This is a genomic window from Stenotrophomonas acidaminiphila (assembly GCF_014109845.1).
GTDB lineage: Bacteria > Pseudomonadota > Gammaproteobacteria > Xanthomonadales > Xanthomonadaceae > Stenotrophomonas > Stenotrophomonas acidaminiphila.
Genome location: NZ_CP043566.1, coordinates 1 through 19595, shown reverse-complemented (window position 1 = coordinate 19595; position 19595 = coordinate 1). Strand labels below are relative to the sequence as shown.

The following is a 19595-nucleotide window of genomic DNA, read 5'->3' as shown; positions in this document are numbered from 1 at the left end:
GCGCGATTGCTCCTCACGCAGATTGTGCTTTCGCTGGCCGACCGGATGGAGTTCGATGAGGGCCGATCCAAAACGGTCCACCTGCATCGTCTGCTGCTGCTGCTGGACGAGTTTCCGACGCTGGGAAAAGCTCGACGTTTTCGAGAGCGCGCTTGCCTACATCGCCGGCTATGGCATGAAGGCGTATCTGATTTGCCAGGATGTGCAGCAGCTCTATAAGTCGTACACCAACTACGAGAGCATCATTTCCAACTGCCATGTGCGCGTGGCCTACGCGCCCAACAAGGTTGAAACCGCCGAGTGGATGAGCAAGATGACGGGCATCGCTACCGTCGTCAAAGAGCAGGTTTCCACGTCCGGCAAGCGCTTTGGCATGGTGCTGGAACAGGTCTCGCGCAGCTATCAGGAAGTGCAGCGGCCGTTGATGACGGCCGACGAAATCATGCGCCTTCCCGGTCCCAAGAAAGACGCCAAGGGCGACATTCTGGAACCGGGCGAAATGCTGGTGTTCGTCGCCGGCCAACCTGTCATCCGGGGCCGACAAATCCTCTACTTTCTCGACCCCACCTTTTCGGAACGCTCCAAGATTCCGCCGCCCGCGAACCGACAGGGTGCGCCTACGGCCCGAGGCGCCCCGGGCACCGCGGCCGGAGAGTGACCCGCCGGCCGACCAATGCCGCCCCGGCGTTCAATGTGGACGGGCAGGAGCAGCCACAGGCCGCTGTCACCCTAGAACCTGACCCCGCGCTACTGGCGGGCGAGGGCGAAGCCCCGGACACCACTGCCCGGTTCATCGTGCGATGAAGCGCAGGATGCGCATCATCGCCGGCATCAGCTGGGGGGGTGGCCACCGCCCTCGCGGTGGGCCTAGCCATCGCGCACACCGCCGGTCTACGCCTGAATCTGACCCATTCGGCGCCGATTGGTCTCTGGCACGTCCGGCCCGTGGAGCCGGGCACACTGGCGCGCGGGCAGCTGGTTGAAATCTGCCCGCCACCGGCGCCAGTAGTCCAGGCCATGCGCGAGCATGGCTATCTTTCGACCGGATGGATCGGCCGGTGCGAGCAGGCCGGCGTCATGGCCCTGCTGAAACCCGTAGCCGCCGTCCGCCGGCGACCTCGTGAGCATCCGCCAGGGCGTGCCGGCCAAGGTCAACGGCGTGCCCCTAGTCAACACCCGCGCCAACGCGGGCATCCCTGCATGGCCAGATGGTGACTACATCGTCTCGCGGGGGTGGGTGTGGGTGTTTTTCCAGCTATTCAGCCGCGAGCTTCGACAGCCGCTACTTCGGGCCAGTACCGGCCGCGAATGTGCGCGGCCAGGCTACCCCCATTTTCATTCGCGGCACCGCCGCCATGACCAACGGAGCTACCGCCCCATGATCGGCGCCGAATTTCTCATGCTCTGCGCGCCCAACGTGGCTCCGCAGACCATCGAGCAGGTTATCCAGGTAGAGAGCAGCGGAAACCCGCTGGCCATCAACATCAACGGCGCGAAGCTGCCGCGCAAGCCGACCACGGCAGCCGACGCGGCGCAGTTGGCCCGCACGTTTATCAGTAAGGGCTATTCGGTAGACCTTGGGCTGATGCAGGTCAACAGCCGCAACCTGCCGGGCCTTGGCTACAGCGTCGAGGATATGTTTGAACCGTGTAAGAACATCGCCGCCGGCAGCCGCGTCCTGACCGATTTCTACACGTCAGCACGCGCCAAATACCCCAACGCCCAAAGCGCATTGCGCGCGGCGCTATCCGCCTACAACACCGGCAGCTTTCAGGCCGGTTTCGCTAACGGCTACGTCGCCCGCTACGGCGTCGGCGCCGCCATCACGCTGGCCCGTGTGCCAGCGCTCAACCCAAACACGGCAGACACCGCCGTGTTCATTCGTCAACTGCAAGAGCAGAGGGAGAAAGCCATGAACCAGGCGCAGCAACCCATGACCAGGGCGAACGTGATGCCCGTCGTCAGTGGTGAAAAGGAGGACATGAACACGCCGGGCGTGCAGATCGAATACACCGCGCCCGAGGCCGATGCCAATGGCGCGTTCATGGAAACGGCGATGACCGAAGCCGATGCATGGGAATCCAACACCGACATGCAGCCCGATCCGAGCGGCACCGCCGTGGTTGTAGGTGGCAAGAGCTTTTGGGAGAGAGCCGCCGGTGGCCAGATACGCACCACCGGCAAAACGCGGGAGTCTGTAGAAGCGGTGCGGCAGGCCCAGCGCAACCGCAGCGGAGACTAACGCATGAAAACCGAGTATGCGCAGGAAGTTGCCGCCAAAATCATCCAACAGCTACAGCAGGGCACGGCGCCTTGGCAGAAGCCGTGGAAGCCCGGCGAGCTGTCCATGCCCTACAACGCATCAACCGGCAAGGAGTATCGCGGCATCAACAGCCTGTGGCTTTACATGCAGGGGCATGGTGATCCGCGCTGGATGACCTACAACCAGGCCGCCGATGCCGGCGCGCAAGTACGTAAGGGCCAGAAGGGCACGAAAATCGTCTATTGGAAGTTCTACGACGAGCAGAAAGCCACCGACGCCAACGGCAAGCCGATCCTTGACGAGAACGGCAAGCCCACGACGATCCGCGTGGAGCTGGAACGCCCGCGCGCCTTCCATGCCGTCGTTTTCAACGCCAAGCAGATAGATGGATTGCCGGCGTTGGAACCAAAGCAGATTGGGTCGGAACCGGAACGCCATGCGCGCGCCGAGGCGATCCTTTCCAACTCTGGTGCCAGCATCCAGCACGTCGCCGGCAATCGGGCGTTCTACCAACCCAGCACCGACAGCATCACGCTGCCCGAGCGCAGCCAGTTCGATGCGGCCGATGGTTACTACGCCACTGCGCTGCACGAGCTGGGCCACTGGACCGGCCACCCGTCCAGGCTGGACCGCGACTTGGCGCATCCGTTCGGCTCCGAGGGATACGCGCGCGAGGAATTACGCGCTGAAATCGCCTCCCTGATGCTAGGCGAGCGGCTGGAAATCGGTCATGACCCCGGCCAGCACGCGGCCTACGTTGCATCATGGGTCAAGGCGTTGCAGGACGACCCGCGCGAAATATTCCGGGCCGCGGCCGATGCAGAAAAGATCGCGGCCTTTTTGATTGGATTCGAGCAGGAGAAAGTTCAAGAACGCGGCGTTGTCGAGAGCGTCAAGCCCGAACGCGATCCCCAGGTGGCCCAGCCGATCAAGGCGCTTTCGGCCGATGACCTGCCCGCGCACATGGGTAAGGCTTCCTCTGCCACTGCCGTTCGTCATCACCCCCCGGAGAAACCCGTGTCTCACATCACCTATTTGGCGGTGCCTTACGCCGAGAAAGACCAGGCCAAGGCTGCCGCCAAGGCCGCCGGCTTTCAGCTGCAATGGGACAAGGAGAACAAGGCATGGTTTGCGCCGGCCGGCGCAAACCTTTCCAGCATGGAGCGCTGGAAGGCCGATGGTCCGAACGTGCAGAAGCCCCAGGTGAAGTCGGTGGAGGATCAATTCAGGGACGCCTTGAAGGCCGCTGGTCTCCATTACGACGATGCGCGCGACGGGAAAATACACCCCATCGCGGACGGCAAGATTCATCGCCTGCCGTTGGACGGCGACAAGGGCAGCGAAACCGGCGGCGCCTATGCCTTCCACTTGGATGGCCGCACGGCCGGCGGTTTCATCCAGAACTTCAAGACCGGCGAGGTAGTGAACTGGAAGCCGCAAGGCACCGTCGCCCAGGTCAGCCCGGAAGAACGGGCCAAGCTCGCCGCCGAGGCAGCCGAGCGGCAGCGGCAGCGCGCCGCCGAGACGGAGGCAAAGCACGGGGCCACCGCCGCAGCAGCGCAGGCATTGTGGGATCACTCGCCGGCCGCCACGCCCGAAAACGCCTACTGCCAAGCGAAAGGCATCACCGACACCGAGGGCTTGCGCACCGTCCCCGACACCATCCCCGAGGCCGTTGCCAAGGCCCACAACATCCAGATCGCCAAGACCGTGCAGCAGGCCAAGGCAATGCGTGATGCCGACCCGGAGGCCAGGGTGTTCAAGGCTGGAGACTTGCTGATTCCGGCCTACGCCCAGGGCGCTCTCAGTACGCTGCAATCGGTGAATCCGCACTTTAAGTCCTTCATGAAGGGCGGGCAGATGCAGGGAGCGATGACCCTTGCAGGGCGGGGCATGGGCGAGAGCCGGTTGCTGGAATACGCGACCGATTCCAGCACGCCGATGATCGTGGCCGAGGGCTTTGCCACCGCCGATAGCGTGGCAAAACTCTCAGGGCAGCCGGTCCACGTCGCATTCAATAGCGGCAACCTCGATGCCGTGGTGCGCCAGCTGCGCGAGCTGAACCCCGGGCGAACCATCCTGATCGCCGCAGACAATGACCACAAGGCCGAGAAGGATGGCAAGCCGAACGTCGGCATGGAGAAGGCCGGCCAGGCCGCGCAGGCGCACGGTGCCGGTGTCATCGCGCCCTACTTCAAGGAAGGAGAGAATGGCAGCGACTGGAACGACCTCCTGCAAAGCCGGGGTGCAGAAGAAGCCCAGCGTGATTTCGACCGGCAGATGGCGCTTGCGAAACGCGAGGCCGCCATCAATGCGGAACGGCTCACCACACTGGCACGCGAGCGCGAGCAGGAAGCTCGCAACGACCCGACCACCAGCGCCGATGACGCCCAGGTCGCTGCCGAGCGAGGAAAAGCCGCCGAGGCCATTGCCAACGCCACCGAGCAGGTTGTGGCTGTTCGCAATGCAGCGGACGCCGGCAAGGCCGCCAGCAAGGGCACAGGGCGCAAGCCGGCGGTGGCGACGGCCAAGGCCACTCTCGACCGCCAAAACGGCCAGATGCTGGATCAGGTGAAAGCCGATCGGCAGGAGGTGCAGAACCACGCCCATGAAGCCGACGACAAGCAAACGCCCGGCAAGCCGGCGCAGGCCAAGGCCAAGCGGCCGCGCGCGCGTGGCGTAGAAGCCGGCATGTAAAGACGTGGCCCGGCCTTTGGGCCGGGCCTCTCTACCGAACTACCCAGGACTACCGCATGACCACTCTCGTAATCGTGGAATCCCCCGGCAAGGTCAAGAAAGTCAGCGCAGCACTCGGCGATGGCTTCAAAGTCATGGCGAGCGTCGGGCACGTCCGCGACCTGCCGGCCAACGATATGGGCGTCGAGCCACCTCTGTTCGCGCTCCGCTACCAACCCACGGAACGCGGCAAGGAAATCCTTGCGAAATTGCGCCAGGCCGCTTCGCAAGCATCCCGCGTCATTCTCGCCACCGACCCGGACCGCGAAGGCGAAGCCATCGCGTGGCATTTGGCCGATGCGTTGAAGCTCAAGAACCCCGAGCGGGTGACCTTCACGGCCATTACCGACGAGCAGGTCAACAAAGCCATCGCAGCGCCGCGCCAGATCGACATGCCCCGCGTGCATGCCCAGGAGGCCCGCCGTGCGCTGGATCGCATCGTGGGCTACCGCGTCAGCCCAGCGCTGTCCGAACGAGCGGGGCAGCGCCTTTCGGCTGGGCGTGTGCAGTCGCCGGCCGTGCGCCTGATCGTGGACCTTGAACGCAAGATTGCCGCGTTCAAGGTCACCGAGCATTACGGCGCCGAACTCACCCTCGCCAACGGCGACGGCACGATGTGGAAAGCTGCGTGGGATACCAGGCCGTTCCTGCGCGACGGCGAGTCCTACCTGATGGACGACAAGCTGGCCTTGCAGGCCGCTGCCGTGCGTGCGGTGACGGTGGCCGCTTTCGAGGACGGGCAGAAGGGTAGGGCACCGGCCGCGCCGTTCACTACGTCCACCTTGCAGCAGGCCGCCGGCCGCCGGCTGGGCTTCACTGAAAAACTGACCATGGACCTCGCGCAAAAGCTCTACGAGGCCGGACTTATCACCTACCACCGCACCGACGCGCCCAACATGGACGCCGCCGGCATGGAGGACATTGCCGCCTACGCGCGTGGCGCCGGCCTGCGGCTGGCCGACAAGCCGCGCAAATGGAAAGCCAAGGAGGGCGCCCAGGAGGGCCACGAGGCCATCCGCCCGACCCACGCGGCCGACCTCGATGCCGGCGACGGCGCCGAGCAGCAGGCGCTTTACCGGCTCATCTGGCAGCGGGCCGTCGCCTCCCAGCTCGCCGATGCCGTTTATGCCGTGCGCACCGCCACCCTGACCGGCCAGGCCGATGGAACGGTGTTCACCTTCATGGCCACGGGCCGCACGCTCACCGATCCGGGCTGGCTGGCCATCTACGCCGAGGACACCGAGGACGAGGACAAGACCGGCGACGGGGATAACCCCGCCGCCAACCCGGTGCCTGCGCTCACTGTCGGCGAGTGCAGGACTGTGGCCCAGGGCCGCGTCCTGACCAAGAAAACTAAGCCGCCGAGTCGCATCAAGCGCACCGACTTGGGGCCGGAGCTGGAAAAGCTCGGCATCGGTCGCCCCAGCACCTACGCGGCCATCATCGAGAACATCCTGACACGCAACTACGTGAGTGTGGACAGCAAGGGCTTTCTGCGTCCAATGGCACTGGGCGAGGCGATCAGGGACGCTCTTGTTGGCCGCTTCGCGTTCGCCGAGCTGGACTATACCCGCGAGCTGGAGGAACAGCTCGACCAGATCGCCGAGGGCAAGGCCAACTATGCCACGGTCGTCGCCGGCGCCTGGGGCGCGCTTGACGACGAGCTGGGCGCACTCGCCACCGCTGCCATCACCCCCGCGCACCCGTGCCCGGAGTGCGGCAGGGCGCTGGTGCGGCGAAAGGGCGAGTTCGGTCACTTCTGGGCGTGCAGTGGCTACCGCGAACACGGTTGCAAAGTGTCCCTACCCGATGCCAAGGGCAAGCCGGGCGAGCGCAAGGCGCCGCCGCCGCCCACCGGCTTCAAGTGCCCGGACCCGAAGTGCGGCAAGGAGCTGGCGCGGCGCCAGGGCGTGAGCAAGCCGGCAAAGCGCGGGATGAAGGGCCGGCCCTATGACTTCTACAGCTGCACCGGGTTCCCGAGGTGCGACAAGAGGTTCCAGACCGGCGCGGACGGAAAGCCGGTTTTCCCTGCGGCCGGCGCGGGTTAGGCGCCAAGCTCTACATAGGCTCTAGGCTATGTTTGCAATAGTCTTTAGGCTATATTTGAAACGGGCCAATCGGCCCGTTTCCTTTATCGAATCGCAGGGACAGCAGCATGAATCTCTTTGTCTTTACTGGCCGCCTCGCGGCCGCGCCCGAGCTGATCCAGACCGGCAAAAACACCCGTTGCACGCTTCCGCCTGATCCGCAACGAGTACGCCGGCAAGGACGAACACGGGGAACGCCGCGAACGCCAGGTCACGGTGCAGTTCGCGGCCTTCGGTGGTGTCGCTGAAATGCTGTCAAACCATGCCTACATGGGAGACCAGCTGATCGTCAGCGCATCTATCAGTAACAACAACTACACCGACGGCGGTGGCGTGGAACGCTACGGGTTCAATTTCGAGGTGAACGAGGTGGAGTTCGGGGCACCCGGCCCCGAAAAGCGTAGGCGGCTGGCGGCCGCAAGTGCGCCATGATCTTCGCCGGGACGTGGAAGGAGCGGGTTTTCGCAGCCCGCGCACAGGAATATCCCTTGCCGCGTAGCCATGCAGTCGTTTTCTCCCGGGCATTGTGGGAGCGCTACATCGAAACCCGTGGGCGGCCGCACGTTGATCCGGCGAACGACGCAGACGACCGTATGGGGCAGGTTCTTTCAGCCTATGCGGATGCGGTGCGGGAGCTGCGGGACAATGGCAAGCATCCCGTAAGGTGCGACGGCATGCACTTCACTGACTTCTGCCTTCATATCGCCATGTCGCCAACAAGTGATTGGCTTCGCAGTGAAGCGCCGCCGCTTTCGTCCAGCGGTTTTTCTGATGCTACGCATCGACTTGTCATGCTCCGCGCGATGATAGGCAAAGAGCGGATCACGATTACCATTCCGTCCGAGCTTGAATGGGCGTGAACTGAATCAGTGTTGTTGTGGATTTGAGGGATCGGGCCTGCATGGTTCGGTCCCTTTTTTTCGAGCATTCGATATTCGTTGCGGACGGGGGTTGCAGGGGAGTTGAGTGATTCGGTGGCGTTTTCTGGTCCAGGCCAGGCAGGGCGTGCCCTGCTGCGCAGGACCGGGCTGGCCGTGCGGAGCATCGAGCCACCTTCGGCGTCTCGCCCCCTTGCAGGGGCGGCATCCCTCACGCTTCCGCGCCTGCCGGCGCTGCGCGCTCCGCGCGCCAGGTCATTCCTTTGGTGCCTGACTGCACCGCCGTGATCCGGCGGATTGGCCGTGCTGTCCTATGGCTCTCAGGCTGCCACGGGTGCGGCGTGCTGCAACGCCTACGGCGTCCGCTGCGCGGCCCTACGGGTTCCGCCCGCCTTTTCCCCCGTGGCTTCCTTTCGCCAACGGCCAGCACGGCCAACCACCGGAGAAACACACGATGAAAGCCATTCATGGCACCAAAAAGGAAGGCTTGGGCAAGGATGAAGTCGTCTGACAATCACCACCCGGAGCCTGCTCGATGACCCTGTTCGATAGCCCTGCTGTTTCCGCCACCGCTGGCGAGCTGTTCGATGCCGGCGAATTTTTCGCACCTGCGCCGTTCGACCTGTTCGACTCCCTGATGAGCCAATACGAGAGCAGCCGACGCCGCCTGACGGCGATGGCCGAAGCGGTGAGCGCTGATGCGTGCGCTGGCGTGCTGCACTATTTCGTGCAGGCCAACACGCCGGAAAGCCGCTACAGCATGCCCAGCACCGTGGCCGAGCTGTTCGACCTTGACCGCGCCGTTGCTTATCTCGATGCCGATTTCTGGCAGCGCGCTTTGAACATGACCGACGTTCTGCAAATCATGCCGCAGAAGCGAAAGGATGAATGGTTCGCGCAAATCCGCGAACCGCTGGGCAACGGCAAGAACCGGCGCGCAGGCGTGCCGGCCATCGAGCGCATCCCCGAATTTACCGCCGACAACGTGCGCGCGTCGCTGGAATCGCTTATCGACATGCGCGGCCAGTTCTTCGCCGAGCGCGTGGATGGCATCTTCCGCGCCCTCTCGCGTAAGCACGTTACCAACCAGCCGGAGGGTTTTTCCAAGCGCATGATCCTGCGCGTTCTTTGCGACCGCGGCACGGAAGATTGGAGCGCATGCGGCGTCATCAATGATTTCCGTGCGGTGGTGGCGAAGTTCATGGGGGCGCGATGAACCCAGGCACGGCAGTAGCACCGCGCTCATCGGTGCCGTGCGCCGGCGCCAAGGCGAATGGCAGGACGTGGACGGCGGCGCCTTCCGTATGCGCATCTACAACGGCGTAGGAACCGCGCACATCGAGGTTCATCCCGACATGGCCTGGAGGCTTAATGCCGTTCTCGCCAGCATCCATCCGCAAGCCATTCCCTCGCAGTTCCGCGAGCGTCCTAAGAAGGCGCGCAAAGTAGCTGCCGCGGTGTTCTCCAAGCCCCTGCCGTTCGCCGTGCTGGAATTGCTGGCCAACATGAAGCCCGGCGTTGAACCCACCAACGACGACGGCTGGAAGGCGGCGAAGTTCCGCAATATCCCGCGCACGCTGCGCTTTGACTACAGCGCCACCGAGAACGAGGCCGCCTGCAAGCAGGCAGCCAAGGTGCTGGAAGCCATCGGCGGGGTGTGGGAGAAGTCAACCGGCAACCTCGCGCATTGGCGCTTTGACTATGAGCCGGCCCAGGTCATCGACGCCATTTTGTGCAGCGGTATGATTCCAGATCACGTTTCTCATCAGTTCTACCCGACCCCCGAGCGCGTGGCCATGCTGGCCGTCGCCCAGGCCAACGAAGGCGCCACCGATGGCATGCGCTGGCTGGAACCGTCCGCCGGCATTGGCAACCTCGCCGACCTGATGCCGGCAGGGACCAGGTGCGTGGAAGTGTCCGAGCTGCACGCAGCCATATTGAAGGCCAAGGGGCATGTCGTGGAATGCCGCGACTTCCTTGCAATGTCTAGCGGCGAGGCCGTCGCGGATCGCGTGGTGATGAACCCCCCATATAGCGGCAACCGCTGGCAGGCCCACGTCGAACACGCGGCGCAAATGGTCGCCCCGGGCGGGCGATTGGTCGCCATTCTGCCGGCGTCCGCACCCGGCCGCTTCACGCTCCCCGGCTTCGCGTGCAGCTGGTCCGGCGTAATGGCCAACGAGTTCGCCGGCACTGGCGTGTCCGTGGTGATCCTCACGGCGAATCGTTCGGCCGCCGGGTGATCCCGGCCGCCGGCCGCCCGGCAAGATGCCGGGCGGCAGTTTCGCGCGCTTCGCGCAACGAGGCCAGGGCAAGAGCAGGAGCGGGAGAGCCACGGCCCTCCCTTTGGTGCGCAACACGCCGTCGTGATCCGGCGGATTGGCCGAGCTGTCCTATGGCTCGCAGGCTTCCACGGGTGCGGCGGGCTGCAACGCCTGGCGGCGTCCGCAGGGCGGCCCTACGGGTTCCGCCCGCCTTTTCCCCCGTGGCTTCCTTTCGCCAACGGCCAGCACGGCCAACCACCGGAGAAACACACAATGCAAGCCATTCAGCGCACCAAAAAGGAAGGCTTCGGCACAAGCGACGGGCAGGGCGTGAACCTGTTTCCGGGCCACATTATGCGGACCTATCGCGGGATCACCGTGCGACCGGTTCGCAACGTCGGGCCGCGTGATTCGGAGGTCGTGGAACTGGCGGTAAAGAGCTTCGGCTATCTGCTGCCGACCAACGCCATCGAGACGCTTGCCGGCTTCGCTTCGCGCATCGAGCTGGCCTGTTCCAACCCAAAGGCTCGGGCCGTGGCGGACACCCTGCATCGCCTATCGGCTTGATGGAGACCATGGCATGAATCTGGAAATCGCAAAGCGCCATGCCATCGCCATGCTCCGCAAGCGGCTGGCGTCCCATTGGAGCCGGCAGGAAATCATCAAGACCGACCATGAAGGGCAGGGCGATAGCGAGGCGCGGCCCGGCTACCTAATTTCCGCCGGCCGTATCAGCTTCCCCGGCGTGCTGCGACACGAGCAGGCGGCCGTTACCTTCCGGCTCGCCGAACTGATTGACGAAATCGAAGGCCAGCAGCGGCAACCCGACCTGTTCGGCTTTTCCTGAAACACCCAAGCGGCCCCGGCCGGGGCCGCTACTTCCACCCACGGAGACCGCCCATGTACGCGAACAACTTGACCACAACCGAGCATGCCAGCAACAACCTGCCCGGCCGCAGTGCGGTGACGGACTCGGGGATTACCTTTCGAGTAAGGGGACAATGGGAGCCGACGCAGGCGTTGGCTTCCCTGCTGGCGAAGATCGCTGCGCGGATCGCGCAGCGGCCCGAGCTGGTGGGAAAGGGCACCGTATTCCATCTGTTGACCATTGCCATTGATGCCGGCGGCGCTTACCGCCGGCCGGGCATGTGCCACAACGCTAACCGTGCCGAAATCGCGTTCCGCGATGATGGCACCATCTGCATGCTCGCCGAGTTCAAGGACTACCGCACGAACAGTTCGGGGTGCTGGATGGGCGCTTACATCCCCGCCGAGCGCATCGAGAGCTTCGCCCGCGACTGGTTGGAACAGACCGCGCCGTGCGACGCGCCAGAGCGCCAGAAGGCCGCCCTGCGCATCGACGCCATGCTGCGCCGCGAATCCTGCGGTCGCTTCCGTAACCTGCGCCAGCTGGTGACGACGCCGGGGTACACCCCGACCCTATTCGATTGCATCTTGGCGCTATTTATTCGGCGCCAATAGCATCAAATTCAACGGCGTGGCATTCCTCGCCGCCGCACAACACGCGCAAGCTGGGTTTACCCCATACCTGCGCGCCACACCCGGGGCAACGATACTTGACCCGGTTACTGCGATTTCCCGCCTGTGGTTCCAGCAGTGGAGCCAGTTCCAACCTGTCACGCACGCCTTGATCCGTGGCCAGAAGTATTGATTCGGCCTCGCCGGCCGCAGCCGGCATCGTTACGGCGGCCGCCGCGGCCGCGGTAGCGGTGCCTGTGGCTATTGCGACGATCCGCTGGGGAGGGTAGCGATCCAGCCACGACACCTGAAATCCGGTTGCCAACAGCTCATCGGTGGCCTGCATGAATCGTCCCCCAGGTATGGGGTAGTCCGCCATCTTCTCGCCCGTGCGCGCGCCCCCAGGCGCTCCGGTGCTGGAAGGCATCAAGCCGATGGATTCCATCTTGTCGGCCCATTCCTTGTTGTGGTAACTGCGCCGGCTCGGCTTCCCGAAATGACATTGCCAGGCGTGGGCCATTTCATGGACCATTGTTTGCAAAATCTCCAACAGCGGCACAACCCCGAAATAGCAGGGATTCATCGCTATCTCATCGGTCATCTGCCTATTCCCACGATGAGCGAACCGCTTGGATGAAAAGTACCCATAGGTATGCTTTTCGCGCTGCATCGTGATTAGGCAAGGCGGCAGCTTGGCGTCGAAAAGCCTTTCGTTGTAGTGGTCAAATGCGGCCTGCAATTCCGCATATGCCTGAACGGTTGGATTTTCTGACGCGCGACTCACTTGGCACCCGCAGGCTCGTAGGTCACTTCGGCCAGGGGCCAGCCGGCGCGGGCCAGACTCTTTACTTGCCGAACTGTCCCGGCGCTCACCTGCCCCAACTCTGTGCCATTGAGGTACACAGTGCCGGTCCATCCATACCCGGCGCCGCGATCCTTCGGGGAGTAGGGCATTATTTCCAGGGTGTAGCGCCACGGCGCCGGGATCGCGCTTACAGGCTCGGAGCATGACGGGCATACCGGCACCACATCCCAATCATCCCCTTCCTCAACGTCGGTTTCGTCCGCCTCGTGGCGCGGCCCTTGCCAGCCACATTGGAGGCACTCCATGGGGGCATGCTCGGCGTCATCATTGGGATGCGTTGCATTGCTCGGCAAGTCGGCCACGTCCGGGTAGCGGTCGCGGGCTTCGCCCACCACTTCCGCCGGGTATTTGCATCCGGCAATACCGGCGACTTCTTCCAGCACCTTGCCGGACCACTGGCCAGACGGTGCGCGGTACACATGCAGGTAGTGCGACATTGTGGTTCCTTGGTAGTGGAAAGCGGCTGCCCGGGCTGTTATTGCTCGACCGGAGCAGCACATTTCGGACAGGCACAGACACGATGCCACGGGCCTTCCCATTCGTCCGGATCGCCGCTCACGCTGCGGTCCAGGTCGTGAGTCTGCCCGACTGTTCCGACCCACGCGCATGCCGGACAGAACACCGCGACGCCATCGGCGTGATGCAGGCGCTGGATCATGCCGGGGGCACCAAAGGAAGGGGTTGGGTCGGGCAAGGGACGTTTCACGCACGGCTCACGGTTGGATTGCACAATCCAAATATAGCCTACGGACTAACACGGCGTAAAGCGGTGACTTGGCTCAATGATGAACTTACAGTGAATGGACGGTTAGGGCGGTCGTTTTTACCATAGACGCTTTACATTGGGTGTTGCATTACCGTCTAGGGTGGCGTAGTATAGACACTATAGGTATACCCCAATCGTCCATGCGGAGGGCAAGACTAATGAACAAGGCGCGGCGCAAGCAGATCGAGGGCATCAACGGCCGTATTGCGGCGATGCTATCGCTGGCGGAAGGCATCAAAGCTGATGTGGAAGCTGTCCGCGATGATGAACAGGATTACTTGGACAACATGCCTGAATCGCTCGCGGTAGGGGATAAGGGTGGCCAGGCCGAGCTTGCTATCGCGGCTTTGGATCAGGTCATTGACGATCTTGAAAGCCTGATTGGCAATGACTTCGCCGCCCTGTTGGCCGAGGCGGCGCAGTGATCGCGCCGGCGAGTTACTTGGCGCGCGGCTGGGTGCTGCTGCGCTGGGATGGCGGCAAGGCCAGGGAGGTTGACCGTTTCGTCCGCTGGAAGGACGCCGATGCGGCCGCGCAGACGATCGACGCGGAGACCAGCATCGAGGCTGCGGAGACGTGGGAAAAAGTCAAGAGCGGAGGCAATACGTAATGAAGGGCGGCATGAGCGTGCAGGGGCGGCATCGCATCGAGTGCAGGATTGTGAGGTCGGCGGTAGGCGGCTTGATTGATGCCGGTTACTCGCTGTCACTGTTGGATGGCGACCATCTTGACATGCTGCCGACGGACAAGGCACAGGCTCAGGCTATCGTCGGGACATGGGGGGCGGCTAATGAAGATCGCCTTCTGGTGTTTCCCGCCGAAGGTGGAGAATGCGTCGGCTGGGTGCATTTCACCTACGGCAAGCACGGCTGGGACGTGATTGCCGACTACACCCCCAATCTCGAAGATGCTTTGACCGATGCAAACGAGCTGGCCGACGAGCTGGAATGTCGGTACGGCTAGGCAACAACCTCAGAATCATTCACACAGAAGGAGTTTCGTATGACCCCAGTCGTCTTTTCCGAAGCCGCGAACAAGGCATATCCGTTTGCGCAACTGCTCGGCGCAATTCCCCGAGGCGTGCTTGCTGCAAGTGTCATTCTCGGCGCCATGATGATTTTTTTTGCGGTAGTGCTTCCCATGTTTACCGGCGCTTCGGTAAAAAAACAAAGCATCAGTTTGCTCGGCGGGCTTCTGTTGTTGTTTATCCCGCACATCGCCCTCGATGCGGTCAAGAACGCGACCCTTTTTGATGCTCCAGGCGTCGTTCTCGGCACGATCCAAAAGGTTGAGGTCATTCCCGGCACATTCTTCAGGCCAGACGCCAGCAACGTGACGCTTGCGGACGGGACTGGCATGTCCTTCAAAGGTAGCCCATCCCTGCCGATTGGCGCGACCATCATCAAAAAGGTCAAAGCGTGGGATGGGAGTGACTACTACACTGTCCAGGTGCAGGCTGGTGAAGAACCGTATTACTTCACTGCCCGATGATCGAGAGGGAATAGACATGCGGATTATTCTTTTGGTCACTTTGGTCATCATGGCGGGGATGGGGATTGCCATATGGCAGGAAAGTAAAGAGTCCGAAGCACGGTTGGCCGCGCGGTTCAAGAACGCAGAAGATAGAGACGTACAGGACAAGCGCAACAAGGAGCGATGGGACGTGTGGGCGGGTGCAAATTGCACCGTTAGCGGTGGCAAGTTGATCGCACCCGGCCGCGAGGTCGTGGTGTACGACTGTGCCAATGGGACATCGTGGGAGGCAGCGCCGGGCCGCGCGCCGATGGCATGGCTTGAGACGGTAGGCAAATCAACGGAACAGGACAGCCCACAACAACATCGTTCCAGGGGGGAAGGAATGAATTTTCGTAAAGCAATCCGCCTGGTAGTCAGCATGATTTCGGCTGCGGCCTTATTTTTCATGTGGCGCGAGGTGATCCGCCAGCTTGCCGCTTTTTATCGCGCCGAAGCTGTGCCCCCGGGGCTCCATGCGTATTGCGAGTTTTTCAATTTCTCGGCCGCCAGCCCCAGCTACTACGCTGCTGGCTTCATTCTGTGGTTCATCTATGCAGGCTTGGCAACTTGGTTGGTTGTCGCGCTGTCTGGCGCCCTGTTGGACGCCATTGATGGGCCGACACACACTGGCAACGATAAGGACGTGGACGAGGTGCATAGCGGAGACAGGGGGCCATGACGAAGCGGAACGAAGCCAAAGCTCGGGCGCAGGCCGTTGCACGGGTCTACCTGCGCGTCAGTACCGATGAGCAGGACTTGCAGCGGCAGGAAGCCATCGTTGCCGAGGCGCGGGCGGCTGGCTACTACGTTGCCGCGGTGTACCGCGAGAAGGCTTCCGGCGCTCGGCCCGGACCGCCCCGAACTGCTGCGCCTGCTGGCCGACTTGCAGCCAGGCGAGGTGGTTATCGCCGAGAAGATCGACCGCATTTCGCGGCTGCCGCTGGACCAGGCCGAGCAGCTGGTCGCCGCCATCCGTGCCAAGGGCGCGCGGCTGGCAGTACCGGGCATCGTGGACCTGTCCGAGCTGGCGGCCGAAGCCAAAGGCGTTTCTCGCGTGGTGCTGGACGGCGTGCAGGACATGCTTTTGCGGGTAGCCCTGCAAATCGCACGCGACGACTACGAGGACCGCCGCGAGCGGCAGCGCCAGGGCATCGAGATTGCGAAGGTGGCCGGTCGGTACACCGGCCGGCCGGCTGATCCCAAGACGCACGCCCGCATCATTGCGTTCCGCACCGCGGGGCACAGCATCGCCGAAACTGCCCGCCTCGCTGGGTGCGGGACCACATTGGTCAAGACCGTGTGGGCGGATCATCGCCAGCGCGCCGGCGACGTGCAGGGTGCGACCGAGCCGAAAATCCGGCCTTCCAGCGAGTCGCAGATGAAGCTGCCCGGCCTGACGGCCGCTCGCAAGCGGCGGCAGGCGGCGGCAGAGCGCCGCAGCGGGGCGCGCAAGCAGTAGGGTGGTAGGTGGGTGCATGTGGCGGATTGTTCGCCTCCTGCGCCGTTTGGGGTGGCTTGCTGGGCAAGTGTTGGCGGCGAGCGCAGTCCTTCAACGCCTTTGGCGTCCGCTACGGCGGCCCTGCGGGTTCCGGCCCGCTCCTTCTCACCGCCGTTCCACTGGCCCAACCACCCCAAGCAACGACACAGGAGAAACCGCCATGAACTGCACCACCCTCTACAGCGCCATCTACACCGTCCGCAATCTTGTTCGCCGCGCCGCCAAGCTGTTCGCTTGGCTCTACGGCATCCAGGCCGGAATCCTGTTCGGCTTGGCCGCTGTAGCGGACCAGCCGATGCCCTTCACCAGCTCGCCGGCAATCCGCTTCGCAGTTGCGATGGCGGCTTTCTTCCTCCTGCCCCGCGCGTTCGATGCGGTGCTGCGTCGCATCGCCGCGGCCGCGCAGATCGCGCAGATGCGGCAGGCGTAAACCCAGCCACTACTCACCCGGAGCTACAGCCATGGAACAAGCTGGCAACCCGCTTTACCCCGTTGATGCCGTCCTTGCGCTGCACTGGCGCATCTACGCCACGCTCTCGGACGACGAGCTGGCCGTGTTCGACTACTACGCGCAGCAGGGCCGAAAATTCGGCATCGGCTGCATTATCAGCGACCAAATCGGAGAGGACCGACGGGTGGCGGTGTTCCCCACGTTCGAGGCGGCCCCCCGCGAGGGCATGGGAGCCAGTTCCAGCGTCCAGCCTGTTACCGGCCAGGACGTGGCCCGTAGCTTGGGCAAGGGCCGAAGAATGCCGCTGCGCAGTATGATTATCTATGGCATCCCGGCTGCTTTGTTTTTTTTCTGTTGGGGCCGCTTTGACTTCGCTGCTGCGTCGCAAATGGACGCGCTAAAGGTAGGGTTCTTTTCCTCGCTCCTTGCTGGATGCATCGGGGCATTCCTCGCATACATCCTCCCCGAGCCGAAATAAGCCGCCCAAGGGCAGGAGATCCACGGCGAGATCCACAGCGGCCCCCTTTGGTGCGCAACACGCCGTCGTGATCCGGCGGATTGGCCGAGCTGTCCTATGGCTCGCAGGCTTCCACGGGTGCGGCGGGCTGCAACGCCTGGCGGCGTCCGCAGGGCGGCCCTACGGGTTCCGCCCGCCTTTTCCCCCGTGGCTTCCTTTCGCCAACGGCCAGCACGGCCAACCACCGGAGAAACACACAATGCAAGCCATTCAGCGCACCAAAAAGGAAGGCTTGGGTAATGACGAAACAATCAAGGAGCAAAGCATGAACAGCACGATGAAGTGGATGGTTGGGGCGGTGGCGCTGCTGGCGGGCGTCTGCGGGTCGGCGGCTGGCCAGGAGCCAGGCTGGCAGCGCCAGGCGCTGGGGGACTTCACCAGCGAGCATGGGGAGACGTTGCCGGACTTCCTGATGCGCGTGGGTGTCGAGCTGGACGCCTACACACATTCCTCCGGGGCGGAAGCGTGCGGGGCTATTGCGGAACAGGCGGGGCGCTACTCGGTGCGCCTGTATACCGACGGCGTGCCGCATGGATGCGCGGTCCATCCGGGCGACGTGATGGAGGGCTACAGTTTCACGGGCGAGACGATCCACAGCCACCCGTGGCAGAAGGTTTTGACGATGACGGCTGCTGCCCGGGCATGGAGCCGCTTCTACCGCGACGGTAACGAAGGCGCCCCCACGCTGCGGAACGATGGTGCCGGCGGTTTCAGCAAAGCAGACCGAAAAAATGGCGGCTGGTTGGTAGCCAGCCGCCAGTTGCTTTACTTGAACAATGGCAAAACGGAACGCTTGGGCCGTCTCCCTACTGACAGGTAACTTCCATGCCTCCTGGGTAGCCCACAAACCTCAGCCGACCCGAAGAACAAACAGTCGGAGAGACGTTCAAGATAACGTCCTCGTAATACCCAGAATTTCCGCTGGTAATCACCTGCGCTACAGACCAGTTTCCGTAGCCAAGGTAAACATTGGCGTTGTATTCGGCGCGGCAGTATGGGTCAAAAGCCCAATCGCTGCCGTTACACGCAGGCTCTGACCAACCCAGCTGCGCGCCGCCCGGTTGGCCAGACGCCGTGAACGTCACCGTCGCATTGCCGCTGGCCGACCCCGCCGATGCCGTCACCGTCGCGGTGCCGGCGGCGGCCGAGCTGGTCAGCGTCGAGGTGGCCACGCCACTGGCGTTGGTCGTGCTGCTACCAATCACCGAACCGGCCGTCGTCGTCCAGGTCACAACCTGGCCGGCGATGGCATTGCCGCCCGCGTCCTTGACCGTGGCGGTCAGGGCGCTGGTGCTGCTGCCGTTGGCCGGAATCGACGTGGGATTGGCCGTCACCACGATGCTGGCCGGCGGGCCGATCACCAGCGTGAACGTCACCGTCGCATTGCCGCTGGCCGACCCCGCAGATGCCGTCACCGTCGCGGTGCCGGCACTGGCCGAGCTGGTCAGCGTCGAGGTGGCCACGCCACTGGCGTTGGTCGTGCTGGACGCCACCACCGTGCCGCGCGAGGTCGTCCACGTAACCGTCTGGCCGGCAATGGCGTTGCCACTCGCGTCCTTGACCGTGGCGGTCAAGGCGCTGGTGCTGCTGCCGTTGGCCGGAATCGACGTGGGATTGGCCGTCACCACGATGCTGGCCGGCGGGCCGATCACCAGCGTGAACGTCACCGTCGCATTGCCGCTGGCCGACCCCGCAGATGCCGTCACCGTCGCGGTGCCGGCACTGGCCGAGCTGGTCAGCGTCGAGGTGGCTACGCCACTGGCGTTGGTCGTGCTGGACGCCACCACCGTGCCGCGCGAGGTCGTCCACGTAACCGTCTGGCCGGCAATGGCGTTGCCACTCGCGTCCTTGACCGTGGCGGTCAAGGCGCTGGTGCTGCTGCCGTTGGCCGGAATCGACGTGGGATTGGGCCGTCACCACGATGCTGGCCGGCGGGCCAATCACAGTTGTGAACGTTACGTTCCGGCTACCACTGGCCGACCCTGCCGATGCCGTCACCGTCGCGGTGCCGGCGGCGGCCGAGCTGGTCAGCGTCGAGGTGGCCACGCCACTGGCGTTGGTCGTGCTGGACGCCACCACCGTGCCGCGCGAGGTCGTCCACGTAACCGTCTGGCCGGCAATGGCGTTGCCACTCGCGTCCTTGACCGTGGCGGTCAAGGCGCTGGTGCTGCTGCCGTCGGCCGGGATCGACGTGGGACTGGCCGTCACCACGATGCTGGCCGGCGCGCCAACCACCGGCGTGAACGTCACAGACGTGACGTTGCTAATGCCGGCCG

General features: G+C 63.8%; 21 protein-coding genes and 3 pseudogenes. 20 read left to right on the top strand and 4 right to left on the bottom strand.

Annotated features, from left to right (window positions below; translation table 11 throughout):
* Positions 1-3 precede the first annotated feature (3 nt).
* The 11 genes and pseudogenes from F0P95_RS00265 to F0P95_RS00210 all read left to right on the top strand — a co-directional run.
* Positions 4-740: pseudogene (locus F0P95_RS00265) on the top strand (type IV secretory system conjugative DNA transfer family protein); the annotation flags it as partial.
* 380 nt (positions 741-1120) lie between these two features.
* The gene (locus F0P95_RS00250) at positions 1121-2242 is read left to right on the top strand and encodes a lytic transglycosylase domain-containing protein (RefSeq protein ID WP_232528655.1); all 1122 of its coding nucleotides are present in this window, start codon (positions 1121-1123) and stop codon (positions 2240-2242) included.
* Positions 2243-2245: 3 nt separating this feature from the next.
* On the top strand, positions 2246-4960 hold the full coding sequence (locus F0P95_RS00245; protein WP_182333672.1) for a zincin-like metallopeptidase domain-containing protein: 2715 nt from the start codon (positions 2246-2248) through the stop codon (positions 4958-4960).
* 56 nt (positions 4961-5016) lie between these two features.
* Positions 5017-7047 carry a type I DNA topoisomerase gene (gene topA / locus F0P95_RS00240; RefSeq protein WP_182333671.1) on the top strand — a complete coding sequence of 677 codons (2031 nt, stop codon included), beginning with the start codon at positions 5017-5019 and terminating at the stop codon, positions 7045-7047.
* Positions 7048-7239: 192 nt separating this feature from the next.
* On the top strand, positions 7240-7518 hold the full coding sequence (locus F0P95_RS00235) for a single-stranded DNA-binding protein (RefSeq protein ID WP_331252887.1): 279 nt from the start codon (positions 7240-7242) through the stop codon (positions 7516-7518).
* Positions 7515-7946: a hypothetical protein gene (locus F0P95_RS00230; RefSeq protein WP_182333670.1), complete on the top strand. Its 432-nt coding sequence runs from the start codon at positions 7515-7517 to the stop codon at positions 7944-7946. The genes F0P95_RS00235 and F0P95_RS00230 overlap by 4 nt, the downstream gene beginning before the upstream one ends.
* A 553-nt stretch (positions 7947-8499) precedes the next feature.
* Complete coding sequence (locus tag F0P95_RS17430; RefSeq protein WP_232528654.1) at positions 8500-9180, top strand: DUF4942 domain-containing protein; 681 nt, start codon at positions 8500-8502, stop codon at positions 9178-9180.
* Positions 9181-9268: 88 nt separating this feature from the next.
* On the top strand, positions 9269-10207 hold the full coding sequence (locus F0P95_RS17425; RefSeq protein WP_232528659.1) for a hypothetical protein: 939 nt from the start codon (positions 9269-9271) through the stop codon (positions 10205-10207).
* Between the two features lie 294 nt (positions 10208-10501).
* On the top strand, positions 10502-10795 hold the full coding sequence (locus F0P95_RS00220; RefSeq protein WP_232528658.1) for a hypothetical protein: 294 nt from the start codon (positions 10502-10504) through the stop codon (positions 10793-10795).
* A gap of 13 nt (positions 10796-10808) precedes the next feature.
* Positions 10809-11075, top strand: coding sequence for a hypothetical protein (locus tag F0P95_RS00215; RefSeq protein WP_182333688.1), 267 nt, complete (start codon positions 10809-10811; stop codon positions 11073-11075).
* A 53-nt stretch (positions 11076-11128) separates the two neighbouring features.
* A complete protein-coding gene (locus F0P95_RS00210) occupies positions 11129-11710 on the top strand; it encodes a hypothetical protein (RefSeq protein ID WP_182333687.1) in 582 nt (193 codons plus the stop codon).
* Here F0P95_RS00210 and F0P95_RS00205 read toward each other — a convergent pair.
* Complete coding sequence (locus F0P95_RS00205; RefSeq protein WP_232528657.1) at positions 11694-12491, bottom strand: SprT-like domain-containing protein; 798 nt, start codon at positions 12489-12491, stop codon at positions 11694-11696. The two genes, F0P95_RS00210 and F0P95_RS00205, sit on opposite strands and share 17 nt — an antisense overlap.
* Complete coding sequence (locus F0P95_RS17420; RefSeq protein ID WP_232528656.1) at positions 12488-13009, bottom strand: hypothetical protein; 522 nt, start codon at positions 13007-13009, stop codon at positions 12488-12490. The genes F0P95_RS00205 and F0P95_RS17420 overlap by 4 nt, the downstream gene beginning before the upstream one ends.
* Before the next feature lie 487 nt (positions 13010-13496).
* On the opposite strand from F0P95_RS17420, the gene F0P95_RS00200 reads away from it, so the two are divergent.
* From F0P95_RS00200 to F0P95_RS00160, 9 genes and pseudogenes are all read left to right on the top strand, one after another.
* Positions 13497-13763, top strand: a complete 267-nt coding sequence (locus F0P95_RS00200) for a hypothetical protein (protein WP_182333685.1) — start codon at positions 13497-13499, stop codon at positions 13761-13763.
* Positions 13760-13948 carry a hypothetical protein gene (locus tag F0P95_RS00195; RefSeq protein WP_182333684.1) on the top strand — a complete coding sequence of 63 codons (189 nt, stop codon included), beginning with the start codon at positions 13760-13762 and terminating at the stop codon, positions 13946-13948. The genes F0P95_RS00200 and F0P95_RS00195 overlap by 4 nt, the downstream gene beginning before the upstream one ends.
* 11 nt (positions 13949-13959) lie before the next feature.
* Positions 13960-14301 carry a hypothetical protein gene (locus F0P95_RS00190; protein WP_182333683.1) on the top strand — a complete coding sequence of 114 codons (342 nt, stop codon included), beginning with the start codon at positions 13960-13962 and terminating at the stop codon, positions 14299-14301.
* 39 nt (positions 14302-14340) lie between these two features.
* Positions 14341-14829 (top strand): hypothetical protein, encoded by a 489-nt coding sequence (locus tag F0P95_RS00185; RefSeq protein ID WP_182333682.1) that lies wholly within the window; start codon positions 14341-14343, stop codon positions 14827-14829.
* Positions 14798-15532: a hypothetical protein gene (locus F0P95_RS00180; RefSeq protein ID WP_182333681.1), complete on the top strand. Its 735-nt coding sequence runs from the start codon at positions 14798-14800 to the stop codon at positions 15530-15532. The genes F0P95_RS00185 and F0P95_RS00180 overlap by 32 nt, the downstream gene beginning before the upstream one ends.
* Positions 15529-16312, top strand: a pseudogene (locus tag F0P95_RS00175) (recombinase family protein). The gene F0P95_RS00180 and the pseudogene F0P95_RS00175 overlap by 4 nt, the downstream one beginning before the upstream one ends.
* Before the next feature lie 199 nt (positions 16313-16511).
* Positions 16512-16781 carry a hypothetical protein gene (locus tag F0P95_RS00170; protein WP_182333680.1) on the top strand — a complete coding sequence of 90 codons (270 nt, stop codon included), beginning with the start codon at positions 16512-16514 and terminating at the stop codon, positions 16779-16781.
* 31 nt (positions 16782-16812) lie between these two features.
* Entirely contained in the window at positions 16813-17280 is a 468-nt protein-coding gene (locus tag F0P95_RS00165; RefSeq protein ID WP_182333679.1) for a hypothetical protein, read from the top strand.
* Between the two features lie 238 nt (positions 17281-17518).
* Entirely contained in the window at positions 17519-18139 is a 621-nt protein-coding gene (locus tag F0P95_RS00160; RefSeq protein ID WP_182333678.1) for a hypothetical protein, read from the top strand.
* Here the strand turns inward: F0P95_RS00160 and F0P95_RS00155 are convergent.
* The gene (locus F0P95_RS00155) at positions 18126-19214 is read right to left on the bottom strand and encodes an Ig-like domain-containing protein (protein ID WP_425515848.1); all 1089 of its coding nucleotides are present in this window, start codon (positions 19212-19214) and stop codon (positions 18126-18128) included. The genes F0P95_RS00160 and F0P95_RS00155 overlap by 14 nt on opposite strands.
* Before the next feature lie 61 nt (positions 19215-19275).
* Positions 19276-19530, bottom strand: a pseudogene (locus tag F0P95_RS17765) (Ig-like domain-containing protein); the annotation flags it as partial.
* Positions 19531-19595 lie beyond the last annotated feature (65 nt).

Coding starts and splice junctions, on each gene's coding strand:
- F0P95_RS00245 (WP_182333672.1), top strand. CDS start 2,246: ATGAAAACCGAGTATGCGCAGGAAGTTGCCGCCAAAATCATCCAACAG.
- topA (WP_182333671.1), top strand. CDS start 5,017: ATGACCACTCTCGTAATCGTGGAATCCCCCGGCAAGGTCAAGAAAGTC.
- F0P95_RS00230 (WP_182333670.1), top strand. CDS start 7,515: ATGATCTTCGCCGGGACGTGGAAGGAGCGGGTTTTCGCAGCCCGCGCA.
- F0P95_RS17430 (WP_232528654.1), top strand. CDS start 8,500: ATGACCCTGTTCGATAGCCCTGCTGTTTCCGCCACCGCTGGCGAGCTG.
- F0P95_RS17425 (WP_232528659.1), top strand. CDS start 9,269: ATGCGCATCTACAACGGCGTAGGAACCGCGCACATCGAGGTTCATCCC.
- F0P95_RS00220 (WP_232528658.1), top strand. CDS start 10,502: ATGCAAGCCATTCAGCGCACCAAAAAGGAAGGCTTCGGCACAAGCGAC.
- F0P95_RS00215 (WP_182333688.1), top strand. CDS start 10,809: ATGAATCTGGAAATCGCAAAGCGCCATGCCATCGCCATGCTCCGCAAG.
- F0P95_RS00210 (WP_182333687.1), top strand. CDS start 11,129: ATGTACGCGAACAACTTGACCACAACCGAGCATGCCAGCAACAACCTG.
- F0P95_RS17420 (WP_232528656.1), bottom strand. CDS start 13,009: ATGTCGCACTACCTGCATGTGTACCGCGCACCGTCTGGCCAGTGGTCC.
- F0P95_RS00200 (WP_182333685.1), top strand. CDS start 13,497: ATGAACAAGGCGCGGCGCAAGCAGATCGAGGGCATCAACGGCCGTATT.
- F0P95_RS00190 (WP_182333683.1), top strand. CDS start 13,960: ATGAGCGTGCAGGGGCGGCATCGCATCGAGTGCAGGATTGTGAGGTCG.
- F0P95_RS00185 (WP_182333682.1), top strand. CDS start 14,341: ATGACCCCAGTCGTCTTTTCCGAAGCCGCGAACAAGGCATATCCGTTT.
- F0P95_RS00170 (WP_182333680.1), top strand. CDS start 16,512: ATGAACTGCACCACCCTCTACAGCGCCATCTACACCGTCCGCAATCTT.
- F0P95_RS00165 (WP_182333679.1), top strand. CDS start 16,813: ATGGAACAAGCTGGCAACCCGCTTTACCCCGTTGATGCCGTCCTTGCG.
- F0P95_RS00160 (WP_182333678.1), top strand. CDS start 17,519: ATGCAAGCCATTCAGCGCACCAAAAAGGAAGGCTTGGGTAATGACGAA.